General features: G+C 65.8%; 16 protein-coding genes. 7 read left to right on the forward strand and 9 right to left on the reverse strand.

From position 1 onward, the window contains the following. Nucleotides 1–264: 264 nt before the first annotated feature. Genes ACUXVH_RS16915 through ACUXVH_RS16935 form a run of 5 tightly spaced genes read left to right on the forward strand, consistent with a single transcriptional unit; the run spans nt 265 to nt 4,667 of the window. Complete coding sequence (locus tag ACUXVH_RS16915; RefSeq protein WP_065364415.1) at nt 265–1,197, forward strand: 4-hydroxyproline epimerase; 933 nt, start codon at nt 265–267, stop codon at nt 1,195–1,197. Then, complete coding sequence (locus ACUXVH_RS16920; RefSeq protein WP_065364416.1) at nt 1,194–2,315, forward strand: NAD(P)/FAD-dependent oxidoreductase; 1,122 nt, start codon at nt 1,194–1,196, stop codon at nt 2,313–2,315. The genes ACUXVH_RS16915 and ACUXVH_RS16920 overlap by 4 nt, the downstream gene beginning before the upstream one ends. Further along, a complete protein-coding gene (locus ACUXVH_RS16925) occupies nt 2,312–2,545 on the forward strand; it encodes a 2Fe-2S iron-sulfur cluster-binding protein (RefSeq protein WP_065364417.1) in 234 nt (77 codons plus the stop codon). Before ACUXVH_RS16920 ends, ACUXVH_RS16925 begins: the two co-directional genes overlap by 4 nt. After that, entirely contained in the window at nt 2,542–3,831 is a 1,290-nt protein-coding gene (locus ACUXVH_RS16930; protein ID WP_065364418.1) for an NAD(P)/FAD-dependent oxidoreductase, read from the forward strand. Before ACUXVH_RS16925 ends, ACUXVH_RS16930 begins: the two co-directional genes overlap by 4 nt. Nucleotides 3,832–3,890: 59 nt before the next feature. After that, nucleotides 3,891–4,667, forward strand: a complete 777-nt coding sequence (locus ACUXVH_RS16935; RefSeq protein WP_011059750.1) for an AraC family transcriptional regulator — start codon at nt 3,891–3,893, stop codon at nt 4,665–4,667. Nucleotides 4,668–4,674: 7 nt separating this feature from the next. Here the strand turns inward: ACUXVH_RS16935 and ACUXVH_RS16940 are convergent, their stop codons facing one another. Then, complete coding sequence (locus tag ACUXVH_RS16940) at nt 4,675–5,448, reverse strand: GNAT family N-acetyltransferase (protein ID WP_019096079.1); 774 nt, start codon at nt 5,446–5,448, stop codon at nt 4,675–4,677. 201 nt (nt 5,449–5,649) lie between these two features. On the opposite strand from ACUXVH_RS16940, the gene ACUXVH_RS16945 reads away from it, so the two are divergent. Further along, nucleotides 5,650–6,060: a low affinity iron permease family protein gene (locus ACUXVH_RS16945; protein ID WP_065364419.1), complete on the forward strand. Its 411-nt coding sequence runs from the start codon at nt 5,650–5,652 to the stop codon at nt 6,058–6,060. Nucleotides 6,061–6,098: 38 nt separating this feature from the next. Here ACUXVH_RS16945 and ACUXVH_RS16950 read toward each other — a convergent pair whose 3' ends face one another. The 7 genes from ACUXVH_RS16950 to yiaY form a co-directional block, all read right to left on the reverse strand. After that, the gene (locus ACUXVH_RS16950) at nt 6,099–7,007 is read right to left on the reverse strand and encodes an SDR family oxidoreductase (RefSeq protein ID WP_065364420.1); all 909 of its coding nucleotides are present in this window, start codon (nt 7,005–7,007) and stop codon (nt 6,099–6,101) included. Between the two features lie 43 nt (nt 7,008–7,050). Next, nucleotides 7,051–7,581 (reverse strand): DUF4142 domain-containing protein, encoded by a 531-nt coding sequence (locus tag ACUXVH_RS16955; RefSeq protein WP_011059746.1) that lies wholly within the window; start codon nt 7,579–7,581, stop codon nt 7,051–7,053. 159 nt (nt 7,582–7,740) lie between these two features. Further along, complete coding sequence (locus tag ACUXVH_RS16960; RefSeq protein ID WP_011059745.1) at nt 7,741–9,090, reverse strand: sensor domain-containing protein; 1,350 nt, start codon at nt 9,088–9,090, stop codon at nt 7,741–7,743. Between the two features lie 104 nt (nt 9,091–9,194). Then, entirely contained in the window at nt 9,195–9,833 is a 639-nt protein-coding gene (locus tag ACUXVH_RS16965; protein ID WP_065364421.1) for a LysE family translocator, read from the reverse strand. A gap of 239 nt (nt 9,834–10,072) precedes the next feature. Then, complete coding sequence (locus tag ACUXVH_RS16970; RefSeq protein WP_065364422.1) at nt 10,073–10,804, reverse strand: hypothetical protein; 732 nt, start codon at nt 10,802–10,804, stop codon at nt 10,073–10,075. A gap of 25 nt (nt 10,805–10,829) precedes the next feature. Next, nucleotides 10,830–11,567 (reverse strand): hypothetical protein, encoded by a 738-nt coding sequence (locus ACUXVH_RS16975; protein ID WP_019094815.1) that lies wholly within the window; start codon nt 11,565–11,567, stop codon nt 10,830–10,832. A 158-nt stretch (nt 11,568–11,725) separates the two neighbouring features. After that, complete coding sequence (yiaY, locus tag ACUXVH_RS16980) at nt 11,726–12,874, reverse strand: L-threonine dehydrogenase (RefSeq protein ID WP_011059741.1); 1,149 nt, start codon at nt 12,872–12,874, stop codon at nt 11,726–11,728. A 158-nt stretch (nt 12,875–13,032) separates the two neighbouring features. Between yiaY and ACUXVH_RS16985 the strand changes: the two genes are divergently transcribed. Next, nucleotides 13,033–14,052, forward strand: a complete 1,020-nt coding sequence (locus tag ACUXVH_RS16985; protein WP_041752724.1) for a DUF4917 family protein — start codon at nt 13,033–13,035, stop codon at nt 14,050–14,052. A gap of 109 nt (nt 14,053–14,161) precedes the next feature. On the opposite strand, the gene ACUXVH_RS16990 is transcribed toward ACUXVH_RS16985, so the two are convergent. Then, nucleotides 14,162–14,704, reverse strand: a complete 543-nt coding sequence (locus ACUXVH_RS16990; RefSeq protein ID WP_011059739.1) for a helix-turn-helix domain-containing protein — start codon at nt 14,702–14,704, stop codon at nt 14,162–14,164. Nucleotides 14,705–14,858 lie beyond the last annotated feature (154 nt).

Genomic DNA, 14,858 nt, shown 5'->3' on the forward strand with positions numbered 1-14,858 from the left:
GTATGAGGTCGGCCGGGCCGACAGGCGTTGGATACGAAATCCAGAGTCGCCTTTTATCCCCGTCGCAGCTTGAGACTTTTCACCCCCGAAGGAGACGAAATCGGCACACTTGCCCGGCGCTCGCGGCTCACCGGCATGTTCCTCGCACACCGCCTCTACAGCCGAACGGACTGTGCCGATTTCGTCATCCACGACAGCGAAAACCCACAAGCGGCAGCGCCCCTGCCAAGGCCACTCTGTAGCTCTTTGCCCTCAGGTGCCCTCATGAAAAAAATAACCGTGATCGACTCCCACACCGGGGGTGAACCCACCCGCCTGGTCATCGACGGCTTTCCCGACCTGGGCCGTGGCTCCATGGCCGAACGCTTGCAGATCCTGGAGCGCGAGCACGACCAGTGGCGCCGGGCCTGCGTCCTCGAACCCAGGGGCAGCGACGTGCTGGTGGGGGCCCTGCTGTGCCAGCCGCAGGCCAGCGACGCCTGTGCCGGAGTGATCTTCTTCAACAACAGCGGCTACCTGGGCATGTGCGGCCACGGCACCATTGGCCTGGTGCGCTCGCTGTATCACCTGGGGCGCATCGACCAGGGCGTGCACCGTATCGAAACCCCGGTGGGCACCGTCGAGGCCACCCTGCACGAGGACCTGTCGGTGAGCGTGCGCAACGTCCCCGCCTACCGCTACCGCACCCAGGTGATGCTGCAACTGCCCGGCCACGGCAAGGTGCACGGCGACATCGCCTGGGGCGGCAACTGGTTCTTCCTGATCAGCGACCACGGCCAGCGCATTGCCCTGGACAATGTCGAAGCCCTGACCCACTACACCTGGGACGTGCGCCAGGCCCTCGAAGCCGCCGGCATCACCGGCGCCGAGGGCGGGGTCATCGACCACATCGAACTGTTCGCCGACGACCCGCAGGCCGACAGCCGCAACTTCGTGCTCTGCCCCGGCAAGGCCTACGACCGTTCGCCCTGCGGCACCGGCACCAGCGCCAAGCTGGCGTGCCTGGCGGCGGACGGCAAGCTCGCCCCGGGCCAGGCCTGGCGCCAGGCCAGTGTCATCGGCAGCCAGTTCAGCGCCCACTATGAGAAGGTCGGCGAGCAACTGATTCCGATCCTTCGCGGCAATGCCCACATCAGCGCCGAAGCCACTCTGCTGCTGGACGACAGCGATCCGTTCGCCTGGGGCATCGGCTCGTGACGCCGGTGGCCGAGGCCGAGGTGATAGTGGTGGGCGCTGGCATCATCGGTGCCGCCTGCGCCCATGAGCTGGCCCGGCGCGGCCTGCGGGTGCAGGTGCTCGACGATGGTCGTGGCGGTGCCACCGGGGCCGGCATGGGCCATCTGGTGGTGATGGACGACAACCCGGCGGAACTGGCCTTGAGTCACTACTCCCTCGGCCTCTGGCGGCAGCTGCGCGAACGCCTGCCCGAGGCCTGCGCCTACCGGAACTGCGGCACCTTGTGGTTGGCCGCCGACCACCACGAGAGGGACCTGGCGCGGGCCAAGCAGCAGGCCCTGGCCGACCACGGCATCAGCGGCGAGCTGCTGGACAGCACCCGGCTGGCGAGCCTGGAACCGATGTTGCGCAAAGGCCTGGCCGGTGCGCTGAAGATCCCCGGCGACGCGATCCTCTACGCCCCGGCCACTGCCCACTGGCTGCTCGGCAACGCTTCGCTGATCAGGCGCCAGGCAGCCCGGGTGCGCAGCGTCGCCGGGGACCAGGTGGAGCTCGCCGACGGTCGCGTGCTGAGGGCACAACGGGTGCTGCTGGCCAACGGCTTCGCTGCCCGGGAACTGTTGCCGGCCCTGCCCCTGCGCCCGAAGAAGGGCCATCTGCTGATCAGCGACCGCTACCCGCAACAGGTCGGCCACCAACTGGTGGAGCTGGGTTACGCCGCCAGCGCCCACGCCAGCCACGGCACCTCGGTGGCGTTCAATGTCCAGCCGCGGCCCACCGGCCAGTTGCTGATCGGCTCGTCCCGACAGTTCGACACCCTCGATCCGGCCATCGAACCCAGCGTACTGGCGCCCATGCTGCGGCGCGCCGTGGACTACCTGCCGGCGCTCGCCGAGCTCAACGGCATCCGCGCCTGGACCGGCTTTCGCGCCGCCACGCCGGATGGCCTGCCGATCCTCGGCGAACACCCGCGGCAACCGGGCCTGTGGCTGGCGGTCGGGCATGAAGGCCTGGGAGTCACCACCGCCCCCGGCAGCGCGCGACTGCTGGTGGACCTGATGCTGGGCGAATGCCCGGCGCTCGACCCGCGCCCCTATCTGCCCGGGCGCTTCGCCGCCCTGACTGGAGACTTGCCATGATCATCTACCTGGACCAGCAGGCCCTGCAGGTGGCCGACGGCCTCAGCGTGGGCGCCGCCGTGGCCGGCAGTGCCGACCCGCGCACCCGCACCTCCTGCGGTGGCCAGCCGCGGACCATGTTCTGCGGCATGGGCATCTGCCAGGAATGCCGGATGACCATCGATGGCCGCCGCCAGCTGGCCTGCCAGACCCTGTGCCGGGACGGCATGCAGGTGGAGCGCAGCCAATGACCGCCAGCCACCTGCAGTGCCAGATCCTCATCGTCGGCAGCGGCCCGGCGGGGCTGGCCGCCGCCCAGGCCGCCAGCCACAGCGCCAGCTCGATCCTGATCGTCGATGACAACCCGCGCCCCGGCGGCCAGATCTGGCGTCACGGCCCCCAGCATCCGCCCAGCGCCGCCCAGGCCGAGCACTTCAAGGTGCTGCAGCACCCGGCGGTGCGCTACCTCAGTGCCACCCGCATCATCTCGACCCTGGGCACCCACAGCCTGTTGCTCGAAGATGCCCGGCAGGCCTGGCACGTGGAATTCGAACAACTGATCCTGTGCTGTGGCGCCCAGGAACTGCTGCTGCCCTTCCCCGGCTGGACCCTGCCCGGGGTGACCGGGGCCGGCGGCCTGCAAGCGCTGCTCAAGAACGGCCTGGCGGTGGCAGGAAAGACCCTGGTGATCGCCGGCAGCGGTCCCTTGCTGCTGGCCAGCGCCGCCACCGCGCGCCGCGCCGGCGGCCGGGTGGTGCGGGTGCTGGAACAGGCCCCGGCGGCCTCGCTGCTGGGCTTTGCCGCCCAGTTGTGGCGCTGGCCGAACAAGCTGGCCCAGGCCCTGAGCCTGGCCACCCCGAGCTATCGCTGCAACGCCCACGTGGTCGAGGCGCTGGGCGAGCAGCACCTGCAGGCCGTGCGCATCCGCCAGGGCCGGCGCACCCTGGAAATCCCCTGCGACTACCTGGCCTGCGGCTTCGGCCTGGTGCCCAATGTGCGCCTGGCCAACCACCTGGGCTGCCGCCTGGAACAGGGCGCCATCGCGGTCGATCAGCAACAGCGCAGCAGCCTGCCCCAGGTCCTGGCCGCCGGCGAGTGCACGGGCATCGGTGGCAGCGAACTGGCGCTGATCGAAGGCCGGATCGCCGGCTGTGTGGCCAGCGGGCAGGCAGACCGGGCCGCCGAACTGATCCAGCAGCGCCGTCACTGGCAGCATTTTGCCGAGCGCCTGCTGCGGCATTTCGAGCTGCAACCGCAGGTCCTGCAACTGGCCCGAGCTGATACTCTGCTGTGCCGGTGCGAGGATGTGCCCTACGCCGCCGTGGCCGCAGCCCCCGACTGGGCCCAGGCCAAGCTGCAGAGCCGCTGCGGCATGGGCGCCTGCCAGGGCCGGGTCTGTGCCAGCGCGGCCCACCGCCTGTTCGGCTGGGCACCCATCCCGCCACGGGCACCCCTGGTGCCGGCGCGGATCGCCACGCTGCTGCTCGACAGCCAGCAGGCACGCCCCGGCGCCGACAATGCAACCGGCGGCCCCTGAACCCCTTGGCTTTATCGACCCAGATCCATCCCCCAAGCCCCCATAGAGAGAGGCAGACGATGATCGATGGCGCACAGCTGCACCACTTGCCCCGGGCCATCGCCGCCCATGCACCCCGGGACCTCAATGGCCTGCTGGCCAATATGGCGCCGATCACCCCGCTGCTGGACTGCATCCCCAGCGCGGTGTTCTTCATCAAGGACCTGCAGGCCCGCTACCGAGTGGCGAACCTGACCCTGGCCCAGCGCTGCGGTTTCAAGAATGTGCGGCCCCTGCTGGGCAAGACCTCCGCCGAAGTCTTCCCGGCGGTGCTCGGCCCGGTCTACACCGAGCAGGACCAGCGCGTGCTACGCCAGGGCATCACCATCAAGGGCCAGCTGGAACTGCATCTGTATGGCAGCCGCGAGCCCGGCTGGTGCCTGACCCACAAACTGCCGCTGTACGGGCGTGACGGGCAGATCATCGGCATGGCCGGGATCTCCCTGGACCTGCAGGCCGCCCATGACACCCATCCGGCCTATGAACGCCTGGCAGCGGTGGACCGGCATATCCGCGAGCACTACAGCGAGGCCATCCGCCTGGACGACCTGACCCGCATCGCCAGCCTGTCCACTGCCCAGCTGGAGCGCTACTGCAAGCGCATCTTCCACCTCACGCCACGGCAGATGATCCACAAGGTCCGCCTGGAACACGCTTCGCAGTTGCTGCTCACCGAAGAACCCATCACCGAGGTGGCGCTGCAATGCGGCTACACCGACCACAGCGCCTTCAGCCGCCAGTTCAAGGCCCTGACCGGGCTCAGCCCGCGCCAGTTCCGGCAGAACGCTGCCCGCTAGGGCGGGCTCATTCCTGGCAGAAGGTGCGGTAGTCGAACAGCGGTTCGAAGCCGGCCTTGCGGTAGATCGACAGGCCATCGAGGGAGGCTTCCAGCACGCAGGTCCTGGCGCCCCTGGCCCGGGCGAACGCCAGCACCGCTTGAATCAGCGCCGTGGCATAGCCCTGGCCCTGGCAATCCTGCACGGTGCCGATGTCATCCAGGCGCGCCAGCCCCGGCAGCAGCGAGAGGGTCAGGGCACTCACCGGGCGCTCCTCGACATACAGGGTGAAATGGCTCAGGGCCCGGCCCGCCGACAGCGCCGCTCGATGCCGGGCCAGGTACTGCTCGATCCCCCCCTCGCCGGACTCGAATGCACTCTGCACGGGCTGCGCCCAATCCTCCAGGCGCAGGTCGCTACAGCGCACCTGGGCCTGCGCCGCAAGCGCTTGCCGGGGCTCATGGCGCGTCAGATCGAGCACCATGCAGGTGGTCTTGTCCGCCGCCAGCAGATGCTGCTGGTGCAATTGCCCGCTGACCCGGGGCACCAGCGCCTCGGGCACCACCACACAGAACGGCATGCCCGTGCGCTGCAGGAACGCCACGCCTTCGGCCAACGCCCCCGGCTCGTCGACGGCGCAGACATTCATCATCAACAGGTTCAGGCTGCTGGCTTCGACCCCGGTGCAATAGGCACTCAGGCCACTGCCGAAACGTCGATAGAACTGGGAGATGGAAACGAAGAAATAGTCTTGCGCCTGGTGATACAGGTCGATGACCGAAGCACCGGTACTGGCCGACATAAGCTGCCTCCTTGAGCGTCGTGGCGCCCCATGGGGCACCTGGCCCGGGCCACGTTAAGCCCAGCGCCCCGACAGCTCCAGCACAATCCTGTTTTATTGTGCGAAGGAGTGTTGTGAGGTGTAAGCGGGCACTGGAAAAAAGCACTTTCGCCGGAGCCCTGCTGTCACACCTTCAGACACCTCCCCATAAGGAACACGGCCATGAAGTTCTCGAAGATCTCGCAAGCGCTGTCGATGTGGGCCGGCAGCCCGAAAACCTTTCTCGGCGCGCTGTTGCTGATTCTGATCTGGGGGCTCAGCGGGCCGGTGTTTCACTTCAACGACACCTGGCAGTTGATCATCAATACCTCCACCACCATCATCACCTTCCTCATGGTGTTCCTGATCCAGAACACCCAGAACCGCGACAACGACATTCTGCACTTGAAGATCGACGAGCTGCTGCGGGCCACCAAGGCGGCCCACAACGCCATGCTCAACCTGGACGGGCTGGACCTCAAGCAGCTGGAGCAGATGCGCCGCGAATACCGCGAGATCGGCCAGGGCGTCGATTCCGAGCTGTCCGTCAGCACCTCCAGCCAGCAGGACAAGACCGATCTCAACCAGTGCTGAGATCGGCTCGGCGAAGGCAGGCCCCTGCGCCGATCATCCTAGGGCAGAGGGTTGCCGCCGGTGACCCCGAACACTTCGCCGGTGATGTAGCTCGATTCCTGCGACGCCAATAGCACGTACAGGGGAGCGCATTCGGCCGGCTGCCCCGGACGCTTCATGGGGGTTTGCAGGCCGAACTGCGGGATCTTTTCCCGAGGCTGGCCACCACTGGGTTGCAGTACGGTCCAGATCGGCCCCGGCGCCACGGCGTTGACCCGGATCCCCCGCCCGATCACCTGTTTGGCCAGGGCCTTGGTGAAAGCCACGATCGCCGCCTTGGTGGTGGCGTAATCCAGGAGGCTGGCCGAAGGCTGGTAGGACTGGATCGACGCGGTGTTGATCACCGTGGTGCCAGCCGGCATCAGCGGCAAGGCCGCCTGACAGATCCAGAACAAGGCATACACGTTGGTCTTCAAGGTGGCGTCGAACTGAGCGGTGCTGATGTCGGCGATGTCCTCCTGCGCCACCTGCTTGCCCGCCACGTTGACCAGGATGTCCAGCCCACCCAGTTGCTCATGGGCACGGCGCACCAGGTCGCGGCAGAAACGTTCGTCGCTGATATCGCCGGGAAGCGCAACGGCCTTGCGCCCGGCGGCCTTGATCAGCTCTATCACCTGGCGGGCGTCGCGCTCCTCCTCGGGCAGGTAGTTGATGGCGACGTCCGCGCCTTCACGGGCATAGGCAATGGCCGCCGCGCGGCCGATACCCGAATCGCCGCCGGTGATCAGGGCCTTGCGCCCCAGCAACCGGCCAAAACCGTGATAGCTGTGCTCGCCGTGGTCGGGACGGGGAATCATGTCCTGGTCGATGCCCGGCGCCGTTTGCGGCTGGTCGGGAAATTCCGGCTGGGGGTACTGGGTCAGGGGATCCTGCATCGCGTACTGATTGGATACGGGTTGAGTCGACATGGTGCTCTCCAACTAAAGGGCAAGGATGGGGCAACGGCGGGGCTCAACCGTCCAGCCGGTCGGACCGGCGCCCGGCCTGCAGGGCCTTGGCCATCTGCAGGTGGTTTTCCAGCTTGGGCAGGGTCTCTTCGGCAAATGCCTTGAGCTCCGGCACCTCGCTGGTCTGCGCCTGCTGCTGGATCTGCTCGATGGCTTCTTCGGTGGCCTTGACCTGGCTGGCGGCGTAGGCGCGGTCGAAGTCCTCGCCCTCGGCTTCAGGTACGCGGGGCATCAGGCGCTTGGCCTGGTCCATCACCTGTTCCCGGGGGGCGACCGGCAAGTCCAGCTGCTTGGCGATCTTGGCCAGGTGCTGGTTGGCGGTGGTGCGGTCGTTGATCACTTGGATGGTGTATTCCTTGACCGCCTTGGATGAGGTCTGCTGGTGGGCCAGGCGGCTGGCTTCGATATCGGCCATGCCCTTGGCCGAGGCGTCGTCGATGAAATCCGCGGGGGACTGGGCCAGGGCGCTGGTGGCGCCAAGGCCCAGGAGCAGTGCCAGTCCGGCACCGCGCATGACTGTGGCCATGGGGTTCATGAGGTGGCTCTCCGCTTGCAAATTGATCTGCCGGAAGCCATGGCTCCCGTCTGCATAGGGAAAGGTGGGGGGCGCAAAGGTTTAGAAAAACCCTCGCTTGCACGACGAACGGTGAACCCCGGCACGGCCGGGCCAGGGCTTCATCCGGTGCTTGCCGGCTCAGGCGTTGGAGCGGCTTTTCTGTGCCCGCTTGACCGCGTACATGGCTTCGTCGGCGTGCTTGAACAGCTGTTTTTCCTCCAGGCCATGCTCGGGATACAGGCCGATGCCGATGCTCGGCAGGATGTTCAACGAGTGGCCGTCCAGGCGCAGCGGCTCGCCCAGCGTCCGCCGGATCTTCTCCGCTACCCGCTGGGCGTCCTCGCTGTGCTGCACGCTCTCCAGCAGGATCACGAACTCGTCGCCGCCGATCCGCGCCACGGTGTCGGTTTCCCGCACGCAGCCCTTGAGCCGGTTGGCCACCGCTTGCAGCAGCATGTCCCCCACCGCGTGCCCGCAGGTGTCGTTGACCTCCTTGAACTTGTCCAGGTCGACATACAGCAGGGCCATGCGCCCCGACTCGCGCCGGGCCCGGGCCAGGGCTGAACGCAGGCGCTCGCGCAGCAGTTCGCGGTTGGGCAGGTGAGTCAATTGATCGTATTCGGCCATGTAGTGCAGGCGTGCATGCAGCTGCTTGCGTTCGATGGCCGCGGCCAGCTGCGCGCTGACGTACTGCAAGAGTTCCTGGTCCTGTTCGCTGTAGCTTTCGGTGCCCGGGGCGCTCTTGACCATCAGCACGCCGATGGTGCCCTTTTGCGAATTCAGCGGTACGCCCAGCCAGCAGCGCGAACCCTGGATAGCCGCGAACTCGCTCCAGAGCACCCGGTTCACCGGGCACTCCGGCGCCAGCAGCAAGGGCTGGCCGCATTGCAGCACCTCGACGCAGAAGCGTTCGATCAAGGTGCCCGGCAGTTCCGGGCTGCCCTCGCAGTCATCGACGTGATAGGGAAAACTCAGGCTGGCGCTGCGCTCGTCGTAGAGCGCCAGGGAACAGTTCAGCGCCGGCAGCCATTCGCCGATGATCCGATGCACATGCCGGAACAGCACCAGCAGGTCTTCGGTGGCATGGGCCGCCTCGGAAATCGCGTACAGCGCCGCCTGCCGGGATTCCGCCTGCTTGCGCTCGGTGATGTCGCGGGCCACGGCGATGCGCAACTGATCCACTTCCGACCAGCGCGCCGACCAGAGAATATGCGCCACCCGCCCGTCCTTGCGCACGTAGCGGTTCTCGAAATTCGGCTTGGGCACCCCGCCCATGATTTCCCGGGCGGCCTGCAAGGTACGTTCACGATCGGCCGGGTGCACCAGCTCGATCATCGGGCGGCCGATCAGCTCGTCGGCGGTGTAGCCGAAGACCCGCTCACAAGCGGCGCTGACGAACACGAAGCGACCCTCGACATCCACGGCGCACACGGCGTCCAGGAGCAGGTCGATGAAACTGGCCAGAGGCGCGGAGTTCTTGGTTGCCATCAGAGAAAGCTACTACCCATGAAAAATGCACTGAGTACCCATCCCTTGAGCCCGGTCGCAGGCCGAAGCCTGCAACTGCACACCGTCGCAACCCGCGCGGCGCGTCACGCCTTGTTGCCGACCAACCCCGGCACTGCGTGCAGCAGGGCATTGATCGCGAAACCGATGAACATCACCCCGCAGACCCGGGTGATCGCCAGCTCGTGGCGCTGGTACCAATTGCGTACCTTACGCGCGCCGACGATGCCGATGAGGATAGCGTATGCGCCAAGGCCGCCAAGGAAACTCAGGGCAATCAGCCCCGGCAGCATCGACCAGGTCAACAGCTCCGCGCGGCTGGAGAGCAGCGCGGTGAAGGTTGCCACCGCCACCGGATAAGCCTTGGGATTGGTCAGGCCGAACAGGATCCCGTGCCAGAACGGGTTGCGCGCCGGGCCCTGGGGTTCGTCGCCATCGCGCGGTTTACTGCGGATGGCCCGCAGGCCGAGCCAGAACAGGTACAGGCCGCTGAGCACGCCGAGGATATTGAACGCATCGCTGCCGATCTCCCGGGCCCCGACAATGGCGATCAGCGCCGTGCTGCACCAGACCACGTCGCCCAGCATGTGCCCGCAAAGAAACCCGACCCCCGCCTGCCGCCCGCGGGCCGCGCCGATGCCGAACACCGCCAGCACTCCGGGCCCGGGGGTGATCGCATAAATGAAACCCGAGGCGATAACGGCCAGCAACAGCGATGAGGTCATCAGCAAGACTCCAGGACGATGCGCCTGACAAAAACGCCAGGCACAGGGGGAATGTGGCGGATTCTGCACGATCAAGGCACCTTGCCACCAGCCGCTTTCGTCAGCTGCCCCTGTGGAACAGTCTCTCAATCGGCGGAGTAAAAGCGCATTCCCGGGTAAGGATGATCGCGCCAGGCCAGCAATCGCGAGGCCAGATCGCTGACGGCCAGGCTCAGGTGGTTGAGCCCCTTGAGCATGGTTCACGCTCCCGTCAAGGTTTTCGCCAAGGGATAGCGCTGGCCGTCGTAGTGCAAGGTGACACGGCTGTCCCTGGGCGCCAGGTCGCGGCTTTCGCAACCGGCCGGCCCCTTGAAATGCTCGGTGTCGACGATTCGCGTACGCACCAGCAGGTCGGCATGGCCGTTGCGCTGGCCGTTGCCCAGTTCCAGGGTCCGGTGCAGGGTCCGGCTGCGCCCGACACACTCACCGCCCCGGCCGAGCTCAGCGCGGCGCTCATCCACCACCAGCCCTTCGAGCCTCGGCGGAAGGCCCTTGCCATCACGCACGAACAGGGTCAGCACGGTTTTCTCATGAGGGTGGGTGCTTGAGGCGCGGCGGTAGGTGGCCCGCAGGCCAAAGGCCCGCTCCTCCTCGCTCAACTGGTAACGCCCGGTATCGATCTGCAACCCCTGCAAGGCCAAGCCATCGGAACGCCGGGCCAGGTCATTGTTGTAGCTGGCCACGGCCCAGCCGCTGTCGTCGAGCAGCAGCGCCACATCCAGGTTGTAGCGAGGTACCTTGGCGTTTTCGGCCCCTTGCACCGGCGTTGCTCGAACCCCGATGTTGATGCCGTCTTCCGCCGGCCAGGGTTTGCAGACATGGAGTTCTCCCGGGGAATTGGGGCTGTTGTCGCACTCGGCCAGCGCCATCGTCGCCACGCCCAGCAACGCGCACAGCACCAGCCCACGGGTCGATTGTTCAAGCAGGTTCATCAAGCTTCCTTATCGCTCGCCGGTATCAGATGCCACTGAAGCCATTGGGCAGGACGTAGCGTTGGCCATCGTAGTGCAGGGTGCTGACCACCGGTTTGGCGGCCACGGAGGTGGACTGGCATTCTTCCCCGACTTTTTTGCTCTGGGTACTGACGCTGACCGAACGCACGATCAGGTCGGCGTAACCGTGGCTGCGGGTCTTGGCGATATCCAGGGTGCGCGTGGTTTTAGTGCCCTCGCCGGCGCACTGGCCATCCCATTCGCCGTTGTAGGAATGGGCCACGAACTTCTCCAGCACCGGGCGCAGGGTACTGCCCTCGCGCACGTAGAGGCTGAGCCAGGTCTGATTGAAGGGGTTGACCCTGGAGGAACCCTCGAACGCGGCCCGGACCCCGAACGCTCGAACCTGAGGCGTCAGTTGGAAGCGCCCGGTATCGAGCTTCACGCTCTCCAGGCGAACGGCGTCGGAGACAAAGGCGGCAGGCTGCTCATAGCTGGCCAGGGCCTGTCCGCTGCTGCGGTCCAGCACTGCCAGTTGCAGGTTGTAGGTGCCGTCATCGGTGCCGGTGTCGCTGGGGTCCGGAACCTGCTCGGACAGCAGGCTGATGCTCTGGTCGGCAAAGGCCGGCCAGTCCTTGCACAGGGAAAAGCCCGGGACTTCGGCATTGCGTGGCGGCGGCAGGCACTGGGCGGCGGCGGATGTGGCACCGGCCAGCAGGGCCAGGCTGCCCAGAAGCGGGGCCAGGGAAGAGCAACGGATCATTCACGACTCCTTGTGACAGGCGGATAGAGCGCCATTTCAGGTCGCACTATCCTCCGCGGCGCGGGCGCTTTCAACGCCGGGAGCAGTTGCTCGGGAGTCTGTGGTGCCGGGCGTGCGGATGAACCCTTCGCAGGCTTGCCAGCGAAGGGTTCCGTCCCTCAGAACGCGTTGCGGAAAATCTCCTCGATCTGCCGCTGATCCGCCGGACGCGGGTTGGTCAGGCCGCAGGCATCCTTGAGGGCATTGGCCGCCAATAGCGGAATGTCCTGCAACTTGGCGCCCAACTCGCGCAAACCGGCGGGAATCTCCACATCACGGGCCAGGGTGCGGATCGCCGCGATGGCCGCCTGGGCGCCCTCTTCCGGGCTGAAACCGCGAATGTCCGCTCCCAGCGCGTGGGCCACATCGGTCAGGCGCTGGGCGCATACCGTGGCGTTGAAGCTCTGCACATGGGGCAACAGCACCGCGTTGCACACGCCATGGGGCAGGTCGTAGAAGCCGCCCAGCTGGTGGGCCATGGCGTGCACGAAACCCAGGGACGCATTGTTGAATGCCATGCCGGCGAGGAACTGCGCATAGGCCATGTTCTCCCGTGCCAGCAGATCGTTGCCGTCGTGCACCGCCTGGCGCAGGTTGGCGCTGATCATTTCCACGGCCTTCAGGGCGCAGGCGTCGGTGATGGGGTTGGCGGCGGTGGACACATAGGCTTCCACCGCGTGGGTCAAGGCATCCATGCCGGTGGCGGCGGTCAGGCCCTTGGGCATCGCCACCATCAGTGCCGGATCGTTCACCGACAGCAATGGTGTGACGTTGCGGTCGACGATGGCCATTTTCACATGGCGCGATTCGTCGGTGATGATGCAGAAACGGGTCATTTCGCTGGCAGTGCCGGCGGTGGTGTTGATGGCGATCAAGGGCAGTTGCGGCTTGGCCGACTGGTCGACGCCTTCGTAATCGCGGATCTGCCCGCCATTGGTGGCACACAGGGCAATGCCCTTGGCGCAGTCATGGGGCGATCCGCCGCCCAGGGAGATGACGAAATCGCACTGTGCCTGCTGCAATTGCGCCAGGCCCTGCTCGACGTTGGCAATGCTCGGGTTGGGCTTGGCACCGTCGAAGATCACCGAATCGATGTCCTGCATGGCCAGCTTCTCGGCCACCATGCTGGCCACGCCAGCCTTGGCCAGGCCCGTGTCAGTGACGATCAGCGCCTTGCGAAATCCATAGTTGCGGATGGCGCTCATGGCCTCGTCGAGACAGCCGATGCCCATGATGTTCACGGCTGGAATGAAAAAGGTGCTGCTCATCAGAAGGTCTCCCGGCGAATGCCGATTTCACGGTGTCGATGCAATGTTTGCCAAACAGGATCGACCGATCGGTCACCGGCGTTGTTGATCTGGCTCAAGGGTCGGTCGTGATAAAGTCGCCAGCCGAAATACCTCCAGCCTTGAGACCGATGACCGCGATGATGGATTTCCAGGAATTTGATGCCGAACTTGAAGACTGGAACGCCCTGGGTGCCAGCACACCGTTCAGTGGCCTGCTGATCGGCAACGGCGCCAGCCGTGCCGTGTGGGAAGACTTTGCCTACGACTCACTGTTCGAAAACGCTCGCACAGTGGAAGAAAAACCCCTCAGCCAGTCCGAGCTCAGCGTATTCGAGGCCCTGCAGACCCGCAGTTTCGAGCAGGTACTGGGCGCCCTGAAAACCACCAGCCGAGTCAACAAGGCCCTGGCAGTCAGCTCGGCGGCGCCGCGCAATCGCTACTACGCCATCAAGGAAGCGCTGATCAACACCGTGCACGCGGTGCACATTCCCTGGCGCCTGGTCCAGGAGCAGAGCCTGGCGGCGATCAACCAGGAACTGCGGCGCTATCCCACGGTGTTCACCAGCAACTATGACCTGCTCAACTACTGGGCCGTGCAACAGGACAGCCAAGGCATCGACGACCTGTTCCACGGTGCCGATCCGGCCTTCGAACTGGGCAGCGCCCCTAGCGCCCCGACCCGCATTCTCTACCTGCATGGCGGCCTGCACCTGGTGCGCAACCTGGACGGCAGCGCACGCAAGCTGACTTCCACCGAAGGCACCCTGCTGGGCAGCTTCGCCATCAACAACACCCTCAAGACCCTGGACGACGTGCCGCTGTTCGTCAGCGAGGGGCCGCTGGCGGACAAGCTCAAGACCATCCGCAGCTCGGATTACCTGTCGTTCTGCTACCAGCAGTTGCTGGATCACAGCGGCGCGCTGTGCATCTTCGGCCACAACCTGGGGCCCCAGGACAGCCACCTGGTCCAGGCGATCCGCCAGTCGGCGACCCAGACCCTGGCGATCTCCATCTACCCGCGCAGCGCGGCGTTCATCCAGCACCAGAAACGCCACTACGCCAAGCTGTTCGAAGGCCTGGACCTGAGTCTGCGTTTCTTCGACTCCAAGACCCACGCCCTGGGCAACCCGGCCCTGTCGGTGCCCGTGGAGCGCTGAGCACTCCCGCCCTGTAGGAGCTGGCTTGCCAGCGAAGATGTCCGCCGGGGCGATGCATGTCTTGGTGCTCATTCGCCAACCAGCCGGCTCCTGGCGGCGCTGAACGCCTTCAGTCCTCGCTGCTGTGCACCACCACCAGCAACTGCGCCTGCTCGTCCCCCACGGAACGGATGCGGTGGGGTTTCTGCGCATTGAAGTGCAGTGCATCGCCACGGTTGAGAATCACCCGCTCGTTCATGAAATCCACTTCCACCTGGCCTTCGTGGACGAACAGGAACTCCTCCCCCAGGTGTTCCTTGAAGGTCTTGTCACTGAATTCCCGGGCCGGGTAGATGATGAACGGCAGCAGGTTGCGCTCGCTGACCTGATGGGCCAGCACCGCATATCCCGGCGTCTGCCCATTGGCCGCCAGTGACTGGCGCTGGTCGCTGCGCACCAGGCTGTAGCTGTCGAGGCTGATGCTGTCCTCGGCGAACAGTTCCTCGACCTTGACGTTCAGCGCCTTGGCCAGCTTCAACGCGGCAGCGATCGACGGCGTGTTCAGCCCGCGCTCGACTTTCGACAGATAGCTCTTGGTCATCCCGGATTTCTCGGCCAGGGCTTCCAGGGTCACGCCCAGTTTTTTTCTCAGTAATTTCAAACGGATAGACATGTAGAGCGGTTAATCCATCTAGAAAACAACGATTGGCGCTTGCCAATGACACAAAGTGTCATATAGCCTCTTAAGTGTCATCTCGATTCACCAAGCGCCGTCGCAAGCAGCAGGTGAAGCGCAGATCCGACGTCCATTGCACTTCTCAAAGGAC

This window comes from Pseudomonas sp. 8(2025) (assembly GCF_052665325.1).

Bases quoted from the DNA above. Each gene is read 5' to 3' on its own strand.
- ACUXVH_RS16915 (WP_065364415.1), top strand. From the start codon at position 265: ATGAAAAAAATAACCGTGATCGACTCCCACACCGGGGGTGAACCCACC.
- ACUXVH_RS16925 (WP_065364417.1), top strand. From the start codon at position 2,312: ATGATCATCTACCTGGACCAGCAGGCCCTGCAGGTGGCCGACGGCCTC.
- ACUXVH_RS16930 (WP_065364418.1), top strand. From the start codon at position 2,542: ATGACCGCCAGCCACCTGCAGTGCCAGATCCTCATCGTCGGCAGCGGC.
- ACUXVH_RS16935 (WP_011059750.1), top strand. From the start codon at position 3,891: ATGATCGATGGCGCACAGCTGCACCACTTGCCCCGGGCCATCGCCGCC.
- ACUXVH_RS16940 (WP_019096079.1), bottom strand. From the start codon at position 5,448: ATGTCGGCCAGTACCGGTGCTTCGGTCATCGACCTGTATCACCAGGCG.
- ACUXVH_RS16945 (WP_065364419.1), top strand. From the start codon at position 5,650: ATGAAGTTCTCGAAGATCTCGCAAGCGCTGTCGATGTGGGCCGGCAGC.
- ACUXVH_RS16950 (WP_065364420.1), bottom strand. From the start codon at position 7,007: ATGTCGACTCAACCCGTATCCAATCAGTACGCGATGCAGGATCCCCTG.
- ACUXVH_RS16955 (WP_011059746.1), bottom strand. From the start codon at position 7,581: ATGAACCCCATGGCCACAGTCATGCGCGGTGCCGGACTGGCACTGCTC.
- ACUXVH_RS16960 (WP_011059745.1), bottom strand. From the start codon at position 9,090: ATGGCAACCAAGAACTCCGCGCCTCTGGCCAGTTTCATCGACCTGCTC.
- ACUXVH_RS16965 (WP_065364421.1), bottom strand. From the start codon at position 9,833: ATGACCTCATCGCTGTTGCTGGCCGTTATCGCCTCGGGTTTCATTTAT.
- ACUXVH_RS16970 (WP_065364422.1), bottom strand. From the start codon at position 10,804: ATGAACCTGCTTGAACAATCGACCCGTGGGCTGGTGCTGTGCGCGTTG.
- ACUXVH_RS16975 (WP_019094815.1), bottom strand. From the start codon at position 11,567: ATGATCCGTTGCTCTTCCCTGGCCCCGCTTCTGGGCAGCCTGGCCCTG.
- yiaY (WP_011059741.1), bottom strand. From the start codon at position 12,874: ATGAGCAGCACCTTTTTCATTCCAGCCGTGAACATCATGGGCATCGGC.
- ACUXVH_RS16985 (WP_041752724.1), top strand. From the start codon at position 13,033: ATGATGGATTTCCAGGAATTTGATGCCGAACTTGAAGACTGGAACGCC.
- ACUXVH_RS16990 (WP_011059739.1), bottom strand. From the start codon at position 14,704: ATGTCTATCCGTTTGAAATTACTGAGAAAAAAACTGGGCGTGACCCTG.